This is a genomic window from Nocardia sp. NPDC020380 (genome assembly GCF_044386975.1).
Taxonomy (GTDB): Bacteria; Actinomycetota; Actinomycetes; order Mycobacteriales; family Mycobacteriaceae; genus Nocardia.
The window spans coordinates 48,290-62,240 of the sequence record NZ_JBIRVQ010000022.1 but is presented as its reverse complement, the minus strand read 5'-3'; the positions used below and the strand labels follow the sequence as shown (position 1 = coordinate 62,240).

Here is a 13,951-nt window from a genome sequence, read left to right as displayed (position 1 = left end):
CCACTGGTCACTTGTTCGGTAGTTTCCTGCGAAGGTCAAACGCAAGATTGACCCTTATCGCTTACATGCACTGTGTGTTACCGTCAGTATCAGTCATAAATCCGATGTCTCACCTGACGCGCGCCACCCACCAAGGAGAAGAGCAATGGAGCTCCTCGACAGCGACGTCCCGACCGTCGAGAACCTGACACTGCAAGCCCGCGAAGTCGCCTTCGACTGGTCGGCGATGCCGGCGCACTTCGTCTTCGGCAACCCCGCCGCCACGCACCTGCTCAATGTCATGAACCTGCTGTTGCCCGCCGGTGAGCGGTGGTTCGTCGCCACCTACAAAGAGGCATTGCCCTTGGTCGAGGACGAGCGACTGCGCGAGGAGATGATCGGGTTCATCGGCCAGGAGTCCGTGCACGCGCATGCGCACGAGGGCATCCAAGAGTTCCTCGACGCCAAGGGAATCGACTATCACGCCTTCCTCGCGCGCGGCGAATGGTTGTTCGGCCAGTTCCTCGGCCCGCGTCCGCTGACCGCGCTGCGCGCACAGAACTACCTCGTCGAACGGCTGGCGATCATCGCCGGCGCTGTCGGACACTGCGGTCGACGACTGGCTCTTCACCAGACTCGCAGCGGCACTGGACCTGCTGTGGATCCGTCGCACCGCGGCCCGGGACTTCGCGCCGGGCCGGGGACTGCCGCCCGCGAACGAGGCCAGGTTGAGCGTCGAACTGACAAACCGGCAGATCGTCGCCACGGACCAGGACGTCGTGCAGCTGACCTTCGCGCGCGCTGACGGCGTGGAACTGCCGCGCTGGCAACCGGGTTGCCACCTCGACGTGTATCTGCCCTCGGGACGGCAACGGTCCTACTCGTTGTGCGGAGATCCGCAGGACCGGCACACCTACCGCATCGCGGTTCGCCGCATCCCCGCAGGAGGTGGTGGATCCCGCGACCTGCACGCACTGCCGGTCGGTACCATGCTCTCAATCAGTCACCCTCGCAACGGATTTCCCTTCCAATACAGTCCCAGAGCACTGTTCATCGCCGGCGGAATCGGAGTGACCCCGATCCTGCCGATGGTGCGCGCAGCGCAACGCCTGCACATGGATTGGCGGTTCGTCTACTGCGGACGCAGCGAAGACTCGCTGCCCTTCCTGCCGGAGATCACGACCTGGGATCCGCAGCGCACCCGAATCCGCCTCGACGACGAGCACGGACTACCCACTGCCGCAGACCTTCTCGGCACGGACCTGACGAGCACGGCGGTCTATGTCTGTGGTCCGCCGCCGATGATCGAATCGGTGCGCACCATGATCGACGACACCGACGCGGTCGCGTTCCATTTCGAACGGTTCAGTGCCGCACCTGTGGTGGACGGCACGGCGTTCGAATTGCAGTTCGCCTCGACCGGTGAGATCGTGGAAGTGTCGGCGAACGAGACGTTACTCGACGTCGTTCGCAAGCACCGCCCGAATGTCGGCTATTCGTGTCAGCAAGGCTTCTGCGGAACCTGTAAAACCCGCGTCCTGGCCGGCACACCTGATCACCGAGACCACCGCCTCTCCGTATCGGAGCAGGCCGATTCGATGCTGATCTGTGTATCTCGTGCCCGAAGCGACCGTCTCGTACTCGATCTCTGACGCCGACCGCATTCGACCCGAATGTGTTGTCTCCGCAACCTCCTCGTGTCCGACGAAAGGATGAAATGGCCGCCTACAGAAGGATCGTCGTGGGCACGGACGGCTCCGACACCTCACTGAACGCAGTCGTGAAAGCCGGTGAAATCGCCTCCGCCGCAAGGACCGAACTCGTCATCGCATGCGCCTACGAGCCTGTCCCCGCCCGCCGCGTCCGATCCACAGCAGACGTACTCAAGAACGAGTCCTACCTGGTCCGTGGATCCGCTCCCACCGAAGAGCTCCTGCGCTCCGCCCGCGAATTGGCCAAGCGGGCAGGCGCTTCGATCGTCGACACGCGCGCAGTCATCGGCGAGCCGGTGGGAGTACTACTCGCCGTGGCGGCGTCCGGTCCCGCGGCCGACCTGATCGTGGTGGGCAACAAGGGAGTCAACACGCTATCCGGACGTTGGCTGGGTTCGGTCGCCACTGAACTCGCGCAGAAGGCTCCCTGCGATGTGATGGTCGTACACACCACCGGCTGAATCCATACGCCCAGCCGGCACGCCACCGGAACAACCCCGACGCAAGATCAGGCCGCCCGTCCGCGCACACGACGCGGCCAAGCCATTACCGGCAAGGCATAACCCACCACAGCGACCAGGTAGAGGACCAGCGCAACAATCGGCACGACCAGCCCTATCACCCCAACCGCGGCCAGCGCCACAAATCCGATGACCGCCTGACGGGTCTCGACCCGAGCGACGTCCGCCGAGTAGCCCGGCCTCAACAGCGCCGGGTCCCGACGCACGGCCGTCCACATCACGATCCAGGCGCCCGCCTGAACCGCGGCGGTAAGGAAATAGAAAGCGGTGGCAACGCCGGCATTCCGGCCACCATCTTCGAGATGATGCGCCAAGACCGTGGTGGGAAAAGGCAGAAAGGCCACACACAGCAGCACCAGCAGATTCCCGACCTGCAGCAGACCATTCACCTGCCGGATGCGGGCGAAGAAAGCGTGGTGAGACAGCCAGATCACCCCGATGGTGGCGAACGATCCCAAGTAGGCCAGGTAACTCGGCCACAGCCCCAGCAGCTGCTTCAGCAAATCGTCCTGGCTCTCCGGCAGCCGGATATCGATCACCAGCAACGTGATGGCGATTGCCATCACGCCATCACTGAACGCTTCCACCCTGGAAGGATTCAGCGGCCGAACGGGGACTTCCTCGGTCGACGCGTCGGTCATGACCAGGACTTTACGAGAACGACTCCGTTCTACGAGTTCAGCCGCGCCGGGCCCACGCTTCGGTGCCAACGGATTTCGCCTTCGTGTTGACAGCTGGTGGCGGTCAGCCCGGCGGCGGTGGCGACGGCGGCGGATGCCAGGTGTTCGGGGTGGATGTGGGCGATGACGGCCTGCACGTTCGGCTGGCGGCTGAGCCAGTCCACCAGTCCTCGGGTGGCTTCCGCGCCGATGCCTCGTCGCTGCCACGGGGTTCCCACCATCCAGGCGATTTCGGCGATCCGGCCGTGTTCGCCGGGGCCGATCGTTGCTTGGACCATTCCGGTCAGGCACGACTCGTCGCATAGCCGAATCACCCAGTTCAGCCACGAGACGCCGGGGTCGGGGGACCCCGCCGTCAGGCGCCGGTAGCGGGAACACAGGTCCGCCGCGCTGTCGGGACTGCCGCCGATGAAACGGTAGAGAGCCGGGTCGGACAAGACAGCGGCCATCTCTTCGGAGTGATCGACTCGAAGCGGGATCAGATCCAACCGTTCGGTGCTGATGATCTGGGCTGCAATGTCATTCACGCCGATCTCACCGTGAACCATTCACTACACCTTACTCAGAACTCGGACCAGTTCTCCTGGAGGGGAGGTCCAGTGATTGGTGAGTGGACGCGGACAAGGCGGGGGCGTGGTTCGTAGTGTCGCAAGCAGGAACGGGTGATCTGGAGGACTGGTGGATACGAAACTTGCCGCAGACCTTGCGGACGTGACCGCGCTGCTGAATGTCGTCAGCGTCGAGGCGGGGGAAATCCTGCGCGGGCTGGAAAAGCGACCGGTGGCGATACCGCCGCAAGCACAGGGTGGGGCCACGTTGCCGGATGCTGGACATGGTCTGCATCAAGCGCTTTCGGAGTTCCGGCGGCGTTGGGAGCCGAGGTTTTCAGGAAGTGCGGGGCCGCGGTATCTCGGATTCATCACCGGTGGTGCGACACCGGCTGCCATCGCCGGGGACTGGCTGACGAGCGTGCTCGATCAGAACGCGATGAGTGGCGAGGATTCCGCGGCGAGCGAGTTGGAGCGGGAGACGATCGATTGGATCGGAGAGCTGTTCGGGCTGGCCGAGCATAAGGGCGCCTTCGTTACCGGGGCGACCATGTCGAACTTTGTCGGGTTGGCTATTGCGCGGGAGTGGTTGGGCGAACAGCTCGGGGTGTCGGTCGCCGAGGACGGTGTCGGTGCACTCGGTCGGGTGACTGTGCTGTCGGGGACTCCGCATTCGAGCATCTTCAAATCTCTGTCGATGCTCGGGATCGGGCGCAGCAGTGTGCAATCGGTGCCGACCCTGCCCGATCGTGAGGCCGTCGATGTCGAGCGGCTTGCCGAGGCCCTGGAAGCGCTGGACGGTCGGCCCGCCATCGTGGTCGCCAACGCGGGCACTGTGAACACCGTCGATTTCGATGATCTGCGCGCCATTGCCGCACTACGGGAGCGCTATCCGTTCTGGTTGCACATCGACGGCGCCTTCGGCGCGTTCGCGGCACTCTCGCCGGAACACGCGCATCTGGTGGACGGGTTGGCGGCGGCCGATTCGGTGTGCGTCGATCTGCACAAGTGGCTCAATGTGCCCTATGACGCGGCCGTGCAGTTCACCCGCCGCCAGGACTTGCAGGTTCGTGCCTTCCTGAATTCCGCCGCGTACCTCACCGCCCCCACCGGTGTGCCGGATTTCGGCCACTTGGTGCCGGAGAACTCACGCAGGCTGCGCGCGCTCACTGCGTGGTTCACGCTCACTGCGTACGGTCGCGCGGGACATCAGGACATCGTGCAGCGCAACATCTCCTGTGCGGCGCAACTCGGCGAGGTGCTGGCAGCCACCGGCCAATTCCAGCTGCTGTCTCCGGTCCGCCTCAACGTCGTCTGCTTCACCCTCGCCGACCGACCCACGGCGGATCGGGTGCGCGCACTGATCAAGGCGATCGCCGATACCGGCGAAACCTTCGTTACGCCAACGGTTTACCAAGGAGTTCCCGCCATTCGCTCCGCCTTCAGCAACTGGCGGACCACTCCTGACGATGTGGCGCAGGCAGGCGCTGCGATCACGAAAGCGGCCGAGGAGCTTCAGTAGCGCATCGTTGAGCGGGCATGCGTTCAGCGCCACCCCATTGCAAAAGGCATGCCCGCTCTTGCGTTTTCCGGCATGGTCATTGCATTCGCGATCATCGCTCCACCTGCGGAAATCGAAATGTCCGGCGATGTCCTCGTTGAGCAACCACGAGAGGCGACCTACCGTTCGGCGCAGAGTGAAAGTTGCGCTGAAAGGAACTCGATGACCGAACTCGCTCACCGTGATGCCGAAAAATCCACTGCTGCTCCGACATTCGTGTTCGTGCACGGGTTGACGGGCAATAGTTTCTACTGGGCTCCCGTAGTCCGTGAACTTGCCTTGCTCGGCCATCGCAGCTTGCCGGTGGATCTCCCTGGGCACGGGCTCGACGCCTCGATCCCACTGACCTACCAGGCGCAGGACATTGCCGCCTTCGCTGCCTCGTCGTCACCGATGGCGGCAATCACCGTACAAGACAACGTCGCCCACGTCATCGATGTGGTCCAGAAGGTGCGCCGCCACGGGCCGGTCATCTTGGTCGGGCACAGCCTCGGCGGCATCACGATCGGATTGGTCGGCAACGCCATACCCGAGGCCGTCGACCGGCTCGTCTACCTCTCCGCCTTCTGCCCGTCCACTGCCGACGCACCCAGCGCCACGGCCCTGAGCCAGACCCCCGAGGCGCTCAAAAACGTGCCGATCCCAAACGCCGACCACTCGCTGTTCCTGGGCATGGAGCCGGTATCGCGCGGACTCATCCGCTTCAACCTCCGCTCCCCCGATCCCGATGCCTTGGAAGACTTTCGGCTGACAAACATGCCCGAAGCCCCCCTCACGCAGACACTGACGGTGATCAACTACGGCATGCAGCCCGAGGACGGCGCACAGACCAACTTCGCCGACGCCCGAGTAGACGCCGACACCTGGGGACGGGTACCCCACAGCTATATCGTGCTCACGAAAGACAACGTCATCCCGCCGGCGCTGGCCACCAAGATGATCGACGACGCAGACCGCCTCACACCGGACAACCCCTTCGACGTCCACACCCTGGCAGCTGGACACGTCGGTGTCATCCTGCAAGCCCGCGAGCTGGCGGCCATCCTCGCTGGCCTCGCCTGAACTGTCGATTATACGATCCTGCAGAGCAGTCGATCCGATAGCCGATAACTATGATCTTGGAATGGCTATCGATGCTCGGTATCGGGCGCTTCCTTATGAACCGCTGTTGGAACGCGCGATCTGGGATCGTGAGGCCGCAGAGAATGCAGTCGCACTTTTCGCCAGTTTGGCTACCACTGACGTTGCGAGTTCGCCGTATTGGGATGATCCGATCTGGCTGGAGCTGGCCCCGGTTGCGCGCCAGATCGTGAGGGAGCGGCCCGGCATTCTGGACCGGACCTTCTCCACGCGGGCATGGGACGCTGTCTACTGGTTACTTGCACCGAACCGCCGTGCGGACGAGGGGCGGAATCCCGGAGGGCTGGCCGAGATCGCAGTATTCGGGGCTGAGCCGTTCGCTTCGGGTGCGACTGGGGGACAAGGGATTACGCTGCGGTTCGTCCGACCCGATACTGCGCGCATCGTAGCTGATTTCGTTGACAACAGCGTGGAGGACGCATCACGGCTGTTCGATGCCGAGGCGATGGAAGCATCCGGCGTCTACAAGGGTCCGAGGGATCGCGATTATCTGCTCGATCTGCTGGGCCAGTACGCCACGTTGTATCGATTAGCAGCCGACCTGGACGAATGTGTGCTGGTGATGCTCGACTGAACCCGTTCACATGCGAATTCGGTTCGACCCCAGGATGACTGGTCTCAGCGCATGACGGTGATATCCGGGATCGTCTCCGGGTGTTCCAGGGCGGTTGATTCGTTGCCGCGGAGGAATTTGTCGAAGAAGCTCGTCACCGTGGTGCGCACGGCGGCATCGGCGCGGGCGGGAGGGATGGGGCCGACGACCGCGTTGGCGCCCATGTAGGTCGGGCTGGGGATCAGCCGGTTCAGGTCGGTGAGGTCGTTGTGGGCGGAGTTCGTCAGTTCCAGTTCGGTTTTCCAGCTGTGGGCGTGATCGAGCATCGCGTCGAAGGCGCCGTGTCCGGAGCCATTGTCGATGGTTTGCTCGCTGCGCAGCACCAGCAACGGCTGGCGCACGCCGTCGGTGCCGGACTTGCCCCAGTCTTCGTTGTCGGCGACTGCGCCGTCCAGGTCGAGGACGGCGTCGATGCGCGGGTCCTGGGCTGCTGCCTCGACCATGGTGGTGCCGCCCAGTGAGTGCCCGAAGGCGCCGAGGTGGGTGAGGTCGAGTGCTGCTCCCAAACCGGAGGGCAGCGGGCGGTTCTCGGCATCGGGGTCGGTGCCGGCATGGAGTGCGGTCAATGCGTCGAGCACGTATTCCACGTCGGCGACCTGGATGTCGCGCCGCTGTCCGCCGGGCAGGGAGGTGAATTGCGGTGCGGGACCGACTATCCGGTCGCCGGGGAACTCGATGACCGGGGAGTCGCCGGTGTGGTCGATGGTGACGACGACGTAGCCTCGGCTGGCCAGTTCCTCTGCGGCGCCGGTGCCCAGCAGTCTCGGGGTGCTCTGCCCGGGCGAGAAGAGCACGACCGGATACGAGCCCGCCGCGACCGGTGCGTCCTGGTACGAGTTCGACAGCAGCACCGGCAGTGACACCCCGAGCTGCCGCTCCAACGCGGGCAGCACGACGGCGGACACCGCATGTGCGCGAGGCAGATTCGTGACATCAGCGGCTGGATAGAACACCGACACCATCAGCTCGCGGTCACTGCCCGGGGCGAACGGGTCGGGTCGGCCGTGCTGCACCAGATGCATGGTGGTGGTGCCGACCGGCAGGGGCCCGCCCGGCGCCGGCAGCATGCCCGGTGCGGGTGTGGCCTGCGCCGCTCCTGCTTGCAGCACCGACACCGCTACCGCGGCACTCACCGCAGCCAAACGACCGAACATGAACTCTCCCCGCCCAATTCCAGCATCCGGCTCTGCCGGGATCCGAGGCGACGTTACCTCACACCGCCGTCGTCAACCGATCCCCCACTGGGCGAAGGGGTCGACTACTCGCCGCTGCGGCTGGTGAAGTCGAAGGATTCGGTGTCGATACCCCAGGAGATGACCTTTTCGGGGTGGATACGGATGACCGCGCGCTCCTGGGACGGGAACGGCGGCTCCTCGTCGTCGAGAGCCTCGGCCGTGCCGCGCACCTCAACGCCGCGAATCACGTAGGGATCCAAGGAAACTTGCTGGTCTACGACGAACGACACGCGGCTGCCCGCTTCGACATTGCGGTACTTCCGGCTGCCTCGCATCCGCATACCCCCGATGTCGATCGTGCCGTCGTCGTTGACCCGATAGCCGGTCGGGTTGTTCTGCACGACGCCGTCGGGCGAGACCGTGGCCAGCCGGCCGATCCCGGCCTCGGCGAGGAACTTCTGCTCGTTGATCGTGAATGCCATGTCCGTTGCTCCTCAGGTCAATTCGAGATTCTTCTAGCATCGCTAGAAACTAAAGCAAAGGTAACACCGGCATGCAAGATTGTCTAGCGGTGCTAGATTTCAGATCGAGCGGGCGACGTAGCCGATCATCAGGGTGGCGAGAAGGTCGGTCAGTGAAGGCTCGACATCGACGATGGCGTGGGCGAGTTCGGATTCGGATTCATAGAAGGCCCGGAGGTTCGTGCCGGGGGCGGCCATCTGCCACATGGCGCCGGCCATCGCGGTGGCGGTGGCGACGACGCTGCGGGCCTGGTCGAGCTGCAGGGGCGTGACAACACAGAGCGCGGAGCCTATTTCGGCCACCGCAGCGAGGGCGCGGAGCTTGAATGCTTTGACCTTCTCCTGAGAGACGTTGCGCTCGAGGTTCAGTGGCGTCTGCGCGAGCAGGTCGCAGAACAGCGGACGAGCGACGAGCGAGTGCGCAACGACGGAGGCGACTTCATGCGCGGCGGCCTGGTCCCAGTCGTGGCGTCCACCGGCGGCGAGATCTTCGAGTTCGACACGGACCGCGCTCGACCATTCGCCCCACGCGTCGGCTGCCAGTTGCAGGAAGATGTCCTCGCGAGTTTCGAAGTAGCGCAGCATCGCCGACTTATGCATGCCGACTTCGTCAGCAATGGCACTCGCCGTAACCTCACGCACGCTGGCAGCGGTGGCGAGCCGAGTGGCTGCGGCCAGGATCGTTTCCTGCCGGGCACGCTTGGCCTCGGGAGTGCGGGCGCGGGCGAAGTCCAAATCAGTCACCCCTCAAACATACAACCATAACGAAACATTGTTGCAGTATGTCCATATTTAACACAACACCGTTGCGCTAATAGCGCAACGGTGTTGTACTAGTGCGCCGATGCGCTCGGGCAGGGTTTCGACAGGTACGGCCGGATCGATGTGGTGGTCAACAACGCCGGCTACGCCAACCTCTCCCCCGTCGAGACCACCAGCGAAACCGACTTCCGCCGACAGTTCGAGACCAACTTCTGGGGCGTCTACAACGTCTCCACGGCCGCGATCCCGCTACTGAAGAAGCAGGGCACGGGCATCGTCATCCAGTTCTCCTCGGTCGGCGGACGCGTCGGCCGCACTCCCGGACTCGGCTCCTACCAGGCAGCCAAGTTCGCGGTCGACGGGTTCACCCGCGTCCTGGCCGTTGAGACCGCGCCGTTCGGAATCCGCTACCTGGTGGTCGAACCCGGCGGCTTCGCCACTGACTGGGCCGGTCCGTCGATGCGAGTCGACGACATTCCCCAGGAGTACCGCGATACCGTCGGAGCGATGGCCGAATTGCTCGGCAAGGGTGCCGCGCCCGGTGATCCCGACCGGGCCGCGGACATCCTCGTGCGGATCGTGCACGCCGACAACCTGCCCAGCCATCTACTCCTGGGTGCCGGTGCGACAGAGATGGCCCTGGGCTACTCCCGCAGCCAGATCGCCGAAGCCACAGCCTGGCAAGCCATTTCGGCCTCTGCCGACGCCGGTGCCGATTATCCGGTGGACCTGCCCATCAACCACTAATCCCTACCCGGGTTACTGAATCCAGGGCGGGGTGGCGCCTGTCGCGCCGCCGGGGACGCCTGCCTTGGCTCCTGCGGGGGCGGTGACGATTGCGGAGAAGCCGAGGGTTGGGTCGCCGGCTACTTTTCGTGGGGTGCCGGCGGGCATGATGACGGTGTCGCCTGCGGTGACGGAGACGGTTTGGTCGCCGAGTTCGATTGTGGCGCCGCCTTCGACGAAGACCCAGACTTGTTCGGCGTCGAAGACGTGCAGGGGGCCTGCGACGTCTGCGCCGACTTCCACTCGCCAGACGGCGCTGCCTGCGCCGCCCAGGGTGGGTGAGGCGAAGGTGGTCATGACGCCGGCTCCGGTTTCGGAGCGGCGGGTTTCGGTGGAACGGATGACGGCCATGGAAGCGGTCCTCTCTGGCTGAGCGGGGCTCAGCGACGAGCTGTGGGGGAAGACCACTCGAGTGATCCGGGATGAGTTTGCGACGCGTCGCGGTGAGAAGCGATTACGTGCGAGGTAACGAGAATGGCCGCGACGCTGGGCAGTTGATTGGCGCCATCTGTCTCTTCGTCGCTGTCATGTTCGTCATGGTCGCGAATACTGTCCGACGGTGCTGGTAGTGCACTGTCAGCCACTGCCAGTGGCTACATCGTCGCGGCTCAGCGCTGATCGATCAGGCTCGCGATACCGACGCAGGTCAGTGGACGGGGTCTGCGACCACCGCGGATCGGATTGTGGCGCAGATATTTTCGGCTGCTTCGCGGCCGCCGGGGAGGAACTCGGTCATGGCGAAGAAGCTGTGGAACAGGCCCTCGGCGCGGTAGAGGTGGGTGGGGACGCCGGCTTCGGTGAGGCGGGCGGCGTAGGCCTCGCCTTCGTCGCGCAGAGGGTCGTATTCGGCGGTGAGCACCATCGCTGGGGGCAGGTCGCGCAGATCGGGGGCACGCAGTGGCGAGATGTCCGGATGTGCTGCCGTGGAGGGGTTTTCGAGGTACTGGCGTTGAAACCAGTCGAGATGGGCGGCGGTGAGGTAGTAACCGTCAGCGTTCTCGTGGCGCGATGGCAGGTCGGAGAGGAAGTCCACCCAGGGATATACGAGCAGTTGGAATGCGATGGCGGGTCCGCCGTGGTCGCGCACGCGTAGGCAGGTGACGGCGGCGAGATTGGCTCCGGCGCTGTCGCCGGCAAGCACGAGGCGTTGTGGGTCGCCGCCGAGCTCGTGGGCGTTGGCGTGGGCCCAGTCCAGTGCGGCCTGCGCGTCTTCGACGGCGGCTGGGTAGGGGTGTTCGGGGGCGAGGCGGTAGTCGACGGCGATGACGATGGCGGGGACTCCGGCGGCCAGGGTGCGGCAGAAGCCGTCGTGGGTGTCGATGCTGCCCAGGACGAAGCCGCCGCCGTGGAAGTAGACGATCACCGGGGGTGGGGCGGATTGGGTTCTGGGCCAGTAGATGCGGATCGGTAGTGCTGATCGTCCCGAGATGGTCCGGTCTTCCACGCGCGGCAGTGGCATGGCCGGTGGTTGCTTGACGCGGGCGAGTAGTCGCCGGGCTTCGGCGGGATCGGTGATGGTTGTGCCGATGTCGGGGTAGGCGGCGGTCATCAGTTGTAGTACTGCTTCGGTTTGCGGATGTAGTCCGGTCATCGCTGCCTCCGATCGTGTCGCGGGGTTGTCAGTGGCATTCGATGAGGCCGTATTTCATCGCGGTGACGACCGCGGTGGTGCGATTCGGGGATCCGAGTTTGAGCAGGACGCTGCCCACGAGACGTTTGACGCCGTGTTCGGAGATCTTGAGCCAGCGCGCGATTTGTTTGTTGCTCAAGCCCTGTGCAAGCAGGGTGAGTGTTTCATTCTCGCGGGCGGTGAGGGAGACCGGGCGCAGATTATCGCCGGGTGCGGCGCGGCCGAGTAATTGCCGGGTGAGGGTGGCGGGCATAGGTATTTCGCCGATGGCCATCCGGTGCAGTGCATCGTGGAGTGCACGGGTGGAGAGTTCTTGGCGCAACAGGAATCCGTCGATGGGCAGGGTGGCGAGGGGGCCCAGGTTGGCGGCCTGTGGTTCGTCCAGGAGCATGAGTACTCGGGGGCGGGAGATGCTGCGGCCCAAGGCTCGTAGGCGTGGTGCTGCGGCGGCGGTGACGATCAGGACGTCGATGCGGCCGGTGCGCAGGCGGCGTTCGAGTTCGGACCAGTCGGCGCAGTGGTGGATGGCGCCGATGCCGGGGGCGCGGCGCAAGGCGGCGCCGAGTTCGCGGCTCAATACCTCATTGTCGACGAGGAGGGCGTGAATTGTCTGGCCGCCCAGTGCAGGCCTGGTGTATTCGACGAAAGCTTCGGTCACGGTGATCCCCTATCCGCATTTTTCGCTGAATTTCAATTTAACAGCGGGACGGGGTGCGCGACTCTGCATAAAAGTGTGCCGAGCGGGACCGGCTGACGGCAGCATACTGCCGTCCGGAGTGTCACGATCGTGCCAATTGCACGAATTTACTTGCGGATTCGGGTCCGGGGCGCCACGTCTGAGGAATCACGGCGGCAGGCTGTGTGCCCGCTAGTGCCACGGCGGCGGTGTACCCGGCGGGGACGTTCAGGTCGGTGACCGTCCACAGGCCGGGGAGAGCCTGCCGGGGATCGCGCACGATGACGGTGCCTGCCGTACCGGCGACGGGCAGCCGAAGTCCTTGGGCCAGGCGTACTCCCGCGGCCTTCACGCATGCTTCCTTGCGAGTCCACAGCCGCGCGAAGGCCGGGTGCGCTGATCGCGCGTTGCGTACCAGCTCAGCCTCGGCAGACGGAAAGTAACGGGAGGCAAAGGCGACCGCCGGAAATCCACTGCGCGGGGCTTCCAGGTCGACACCTACCGAGCGTCCCCCGGTCACCGCCAGCAGGGCCAATTCTCCGGAATGCGTGAGGTTGAAGCTCAGCGTGCCCGAGCAGCCTTCGATCTCGGGCTTGCCGAATTCACCTGTGCGCCAGCGCAGCCGATGTGGTGGCTGATCCAGATAGGCTCCGAGGATGCGGCGGGTAGCCGCCCGGGCTGATATGCGCAGTTCCACGGCCGCCCCCGCGATGGTCCAGAGGTGAACCTCACCGGGCGGGACGACGGGCATTGTCTGCGCCGGTTCAGGATTCGGTGCTGCCGCCTGGCACCTCGATGGTGCACAGCGACAGATACCGCAGCACGGGGTCGTAGTCGATGAGCTCCACGCGCTGTCCGGTCCGCTGCCACTGCGGTAGCCGCTCGGCGAAGGCCGTCCACAATCCGGCGCAGGGCAGATCCGCTGCGGCCCAGTACAGCTGCTCTCCGTCACCGGCGCGGGTGTCCACGCCGGCCCCGGCGATGGTGGTGGTCGGGATTCCGGTGGCGGCCGCCTCATGCAGGTGGGCGTCGACGAGTTCGCGTGCTTCAGCCGGGCCGACATCGGCGAGATTGAGCGTCGTCACCGGCCCGAGCGCGCCGGCGGGTTCGAGGATGAGAACCACCGCGGCATCGCGTCCTGGCATGCGGGTGCCGCGCGGCGGCTGGGCACTGGCGCCGTTCCACAGGAAGCTCTGGTCCAGGATCATCACCAGCCCGCGTCGAAATGAGCTGTCGCGCGCGTATTCACGGGTCAACTGCAAGGCGGTGAACGGTGCGGTGACCCCTTGTTCGGACAGGGCGAAGGACAGCGTGTCGCCGCTCAGTGCCTGCGCCAGGTAGCAGGCCGGGCGGGTGGGTTTGGCGTCGGGCGTGGTGTGCGCGATGACTGCGAGATCGTAGGTCTCATCCGGAGGGGTTGCGGCGGACAGGATCTCACTCGCCATGGCGGTGAACGAGTTCGGCGCGGCCTGGGCGAAGTAGTCCGGGTGATAAGGCTGGCCGAACTGCCCGGACAGATCCTGGAAGTAGTCGAGGAATTCGGCGCTGTAGGGTTCGCCGCGCCCGAAGTGGCGGACTTCGATGCGTGCCAGTCCGAGTGGTGGCGCCGTGGTGGCGGTGGTGTGGGGCTTCGCGAGGTACACGCGG

The 13,951-nt window shown here is 65.0% G+C and carries 16 protein-coding genes and 1 pseudogene; 7 read left to right on the top strand and 10 right to left on the bottom strand.

The features are described from left to right. The first annotated feature begins 145 nt into the window (after nucleotides 1-145). From ACH438_RS41470 to ACH438_RS41460, 3 genes are all read left to right on the top strand, one after another. The gene (locus tag ACH438_RS41470; RefSeq protein WP_397015863.1) at nucleotides 146-784 is read left to right on the top strand and encodes a metal-dependent hydrolase; all 639 of its coding nucleotides are present in this window, start codon (nucleotides 146-148) and stop codon (nucleotides 782-784) included. After that, the gene (locus tag ACH438_RS41465; protein ID WP_397015861.1) at nucleotides 708-1,631 is read left to right on the top strand and encodes a PDR/VanB family oxidoreductase; all 924 of its coding nucleotides are present in this window, start codon (nucleotides 708-710) and stop codon (nucleotides 1,629-1,631) included. The genes ACH438_RS41470 and ACH438_RS41465 overlap by 77 nt, the downstream gene beginning before the upstream one ends. Nucleotides 1,632-1,696: 65 nt before the next feature. Then, nucleotides 1,697-2,152 (top strand): universal stress protein, encoded by a 456-nt coding sequence (locus tag ACH438_RS41460; protein ID WP_397015859.1) that lies wholly within the window; start codon nucleotides 1,697-1,699, stop codon nucleotides 2,150-2,152. Nucleotides 2,153-2,199: 47 nt separating this feature from the next. Here the strand turns inward: ACH438_RS41460 and ACH438_RS41455 are convergent, their stop codons facing one another. Both ACH438_RS41455 and ACH438_RS41450 read right to left on the bottom strand, forming a co-directional pair. Beyond that, the gene (locus tag ACH438_RS41455) at nucleotides 2,200-2,853 is read right to left on the bottom strand and encodes a TMEM175 family protein (RefSeq protein WP_397015857.1); all 654 of its coding nucleotides are present in this window, start codon (nucleotides 2,851-2,853) and stop codon (nucleotides 2,200-2,202) included. A 29-nt stretch (nucleotides 2,854-2,882) separates the two neighbouring features. Next, a complete protein-coding gene (locus tag ACH438_RS41450) occupies nucleotides 2,883-3,440 on the bottom strand; it encodes a GNAT family N-acetyltransferase (protein ID WP_397015855.1) in 558 nt (185 codons plus the stop codon). A gap of 130 nt (nucleotides 3,441-3,570) precedes the next feature. On the opposite strand from ACH438_RS41450, the gene ACH438_RS41445 reads away from it, so the two are divergent. The 3 genes from ACH438_RS41445 (at nucleotide 3,571) to ACH438_RS41435 (ending at nucleotide 6,715) form a co-directional block, all read left to right on the top strand. Beyond that, nucleotides 3,571-4,962 (top strand): pyridoxal phosphate-dependent decarboxylase family protein, encoded by a 1,392-nt coding sequence (locus ACH438_RS41445; RefSeq protein WP_397015853.1) that lies wholly within the window; start codon nucleotides 3,571-3,573, stop codon nucleotides 4,960-4,962. Nucleotides 4,963-5,010: 48 nt separating this feature from the next. After that, a complete protein-coding gene (locus ACH438_RS41440; protein ID WP_397015851.1) occupies nucleotides 5,011-6,063 on the top strand; it encodes an alpha/beta hydrolase in 1,053 nt (350 codons plus the stop codon). A 61-nt stretch (nucleotides 6,064-6,124) separates the two neighbouring features. Beyond that, nucleotides 6,125-6,715: a hypothetical protein gene (locus tag ACH438_RS41435; RefSeq protein WP_397015849.1), complete on the top strand. Its 591-nt coding sequence runs from the start codon at nucleotides 6,125-6,127 to the stop codon at nucleotides 6,713-6,715. A gap of 44 nt (nucleotides 6,716-6,759) precedes the next feature. On the opposite strand, the gene ACH438_RS41430 is transcribed toward ACH438_RS41435, so the two are convergent. The 3 genes from ACH438_RS41430 to ACH438_RS41420 all read right to left on the bottom strand — a co-directional run bounded on the left by ACH438_RS41430 (nucleotide 6,760) and on the right by ACH438_RS41420 (nucleotide 9,194). After that, on the bottom strand, nucleotides 6,760-7,908 hold the full coding sequence (locus ACH438_RS41430) for an alpha/beta hydrolase family protein (RefSeq protein ID WP_397015847.1): 1,149 nt from the start codon (nucleotides 7,906-7,908) through the stop codon (nucleotides 6,760-6,762). Nucleotides 7,909-8,012: 104 nt separating this feature from the next. Then, nucleotides 8,013-8,411 carry a PPOX class F420-dependent oxidoreductase gene (locus tag ACH438_RS41425; protein ID WP_397015845.1) on the bottom strand — a complete coding sequence of 133 codons (399 nt, stop codon included), beginning with the start codon at nucleotides 8,409-8,411 and terminating at the stop codon, nucleotides 8,013-8,015. Nucleotides 8,412-8,510: 99 nt separating this feature from the next. Continuing rightward, nucleotides 8,511-9,194 (bottom strand): TetR family transcriptional regulator, encoded by a 684-nt coding sequence (locus tag ACH438_RS41420; protein WP_397015843.1) that lies wholly within the window; start codon nucleotides 9,192-9,194, stop codon nucleotides 8,511-8,513. A 114-nt stretch (nucleotides 9,195-9,308) separates the two neighbouring features. Between ACH438_RS41420 and ACH438_RS41415 the strand changes: the two are divergent. Continuing rightward, nucleotides 9,309-9,959 (top strand): annotated as a pseudogene (locus tag ACH438_RS41415) (SDR family NAD(P)-dependent oxidoreductase); the annotation flags it as partial. A 12-nt stretch (nucleotides 9,960-9,971) separates the two neighbouring features. Here the strand turns inward: ACH438_RS41415 and ACH438_RS41410 are convergent. From ACH438_RS41410 to ACH438_RS41390, 5 genes are all read right to left on the bottom strand, one after another. After that, entirely contained in the window at nucleotides 9,972-10,349 is a 378-nt protein-coding gene (locus tag ACH438_RS41410) for a cupin domain-containing protein (protein ID WP_397015841.1), read from the bottom strand. Between the two features lie 295 nt (nucleotides 10,350-10,644). Then, nucleotides 10,645-11,589: an alpha/beta hydrolase gene (locus ACH438_RS41405; protein WP_397015839.1), complete on the bottom strand. Its 945-nt coding sequence runs from the start codon at nucleotides 11,587-11,589 to the stop codon at nucleotides 10,645-10,647. A 28-nt stretch (nucleotides 11,590-11,617) separates the two neighbouring features. Further along, nucleotides 11,618-12,286, bottom strand: coding sequence for a LuxR C-terminal-related transcriptional regulator (locus ACH438_RS41400; protein WP_397015837.1), 669 nt, complete (start codon nucleotides 12,284-12,286; stop codon nucleotides 11,618-11,620). A gap of 121 nt (nucleotides 12,287-12,407) precedes the next feature. Continuing rightward, entirely contained in the window at nucleotides 12,408-13,055 is a 648-nt protein-coding gene (locus ACH438_RS41395; RefSeq protein WP_397015835.1) for a 4'-phosphopantetheinyl transferase family protein, read from the bottom strand. 13 nt (nucleotides 13,056-13,068) lie between these two features. Further along, on the bottom strand, nucleotides 13,069-13,947 hold the full coding sequence (locus ACH438_RS41390; protein WP_397015833.1) for a hypothetical protein: 879 nt from the start codon (nucleotides 13,945-13,947) through the stop codon (nucleotides 13,069-13,071). Nucleotides 13,948-13,951 lie beyond the last annotated feature (4 nt).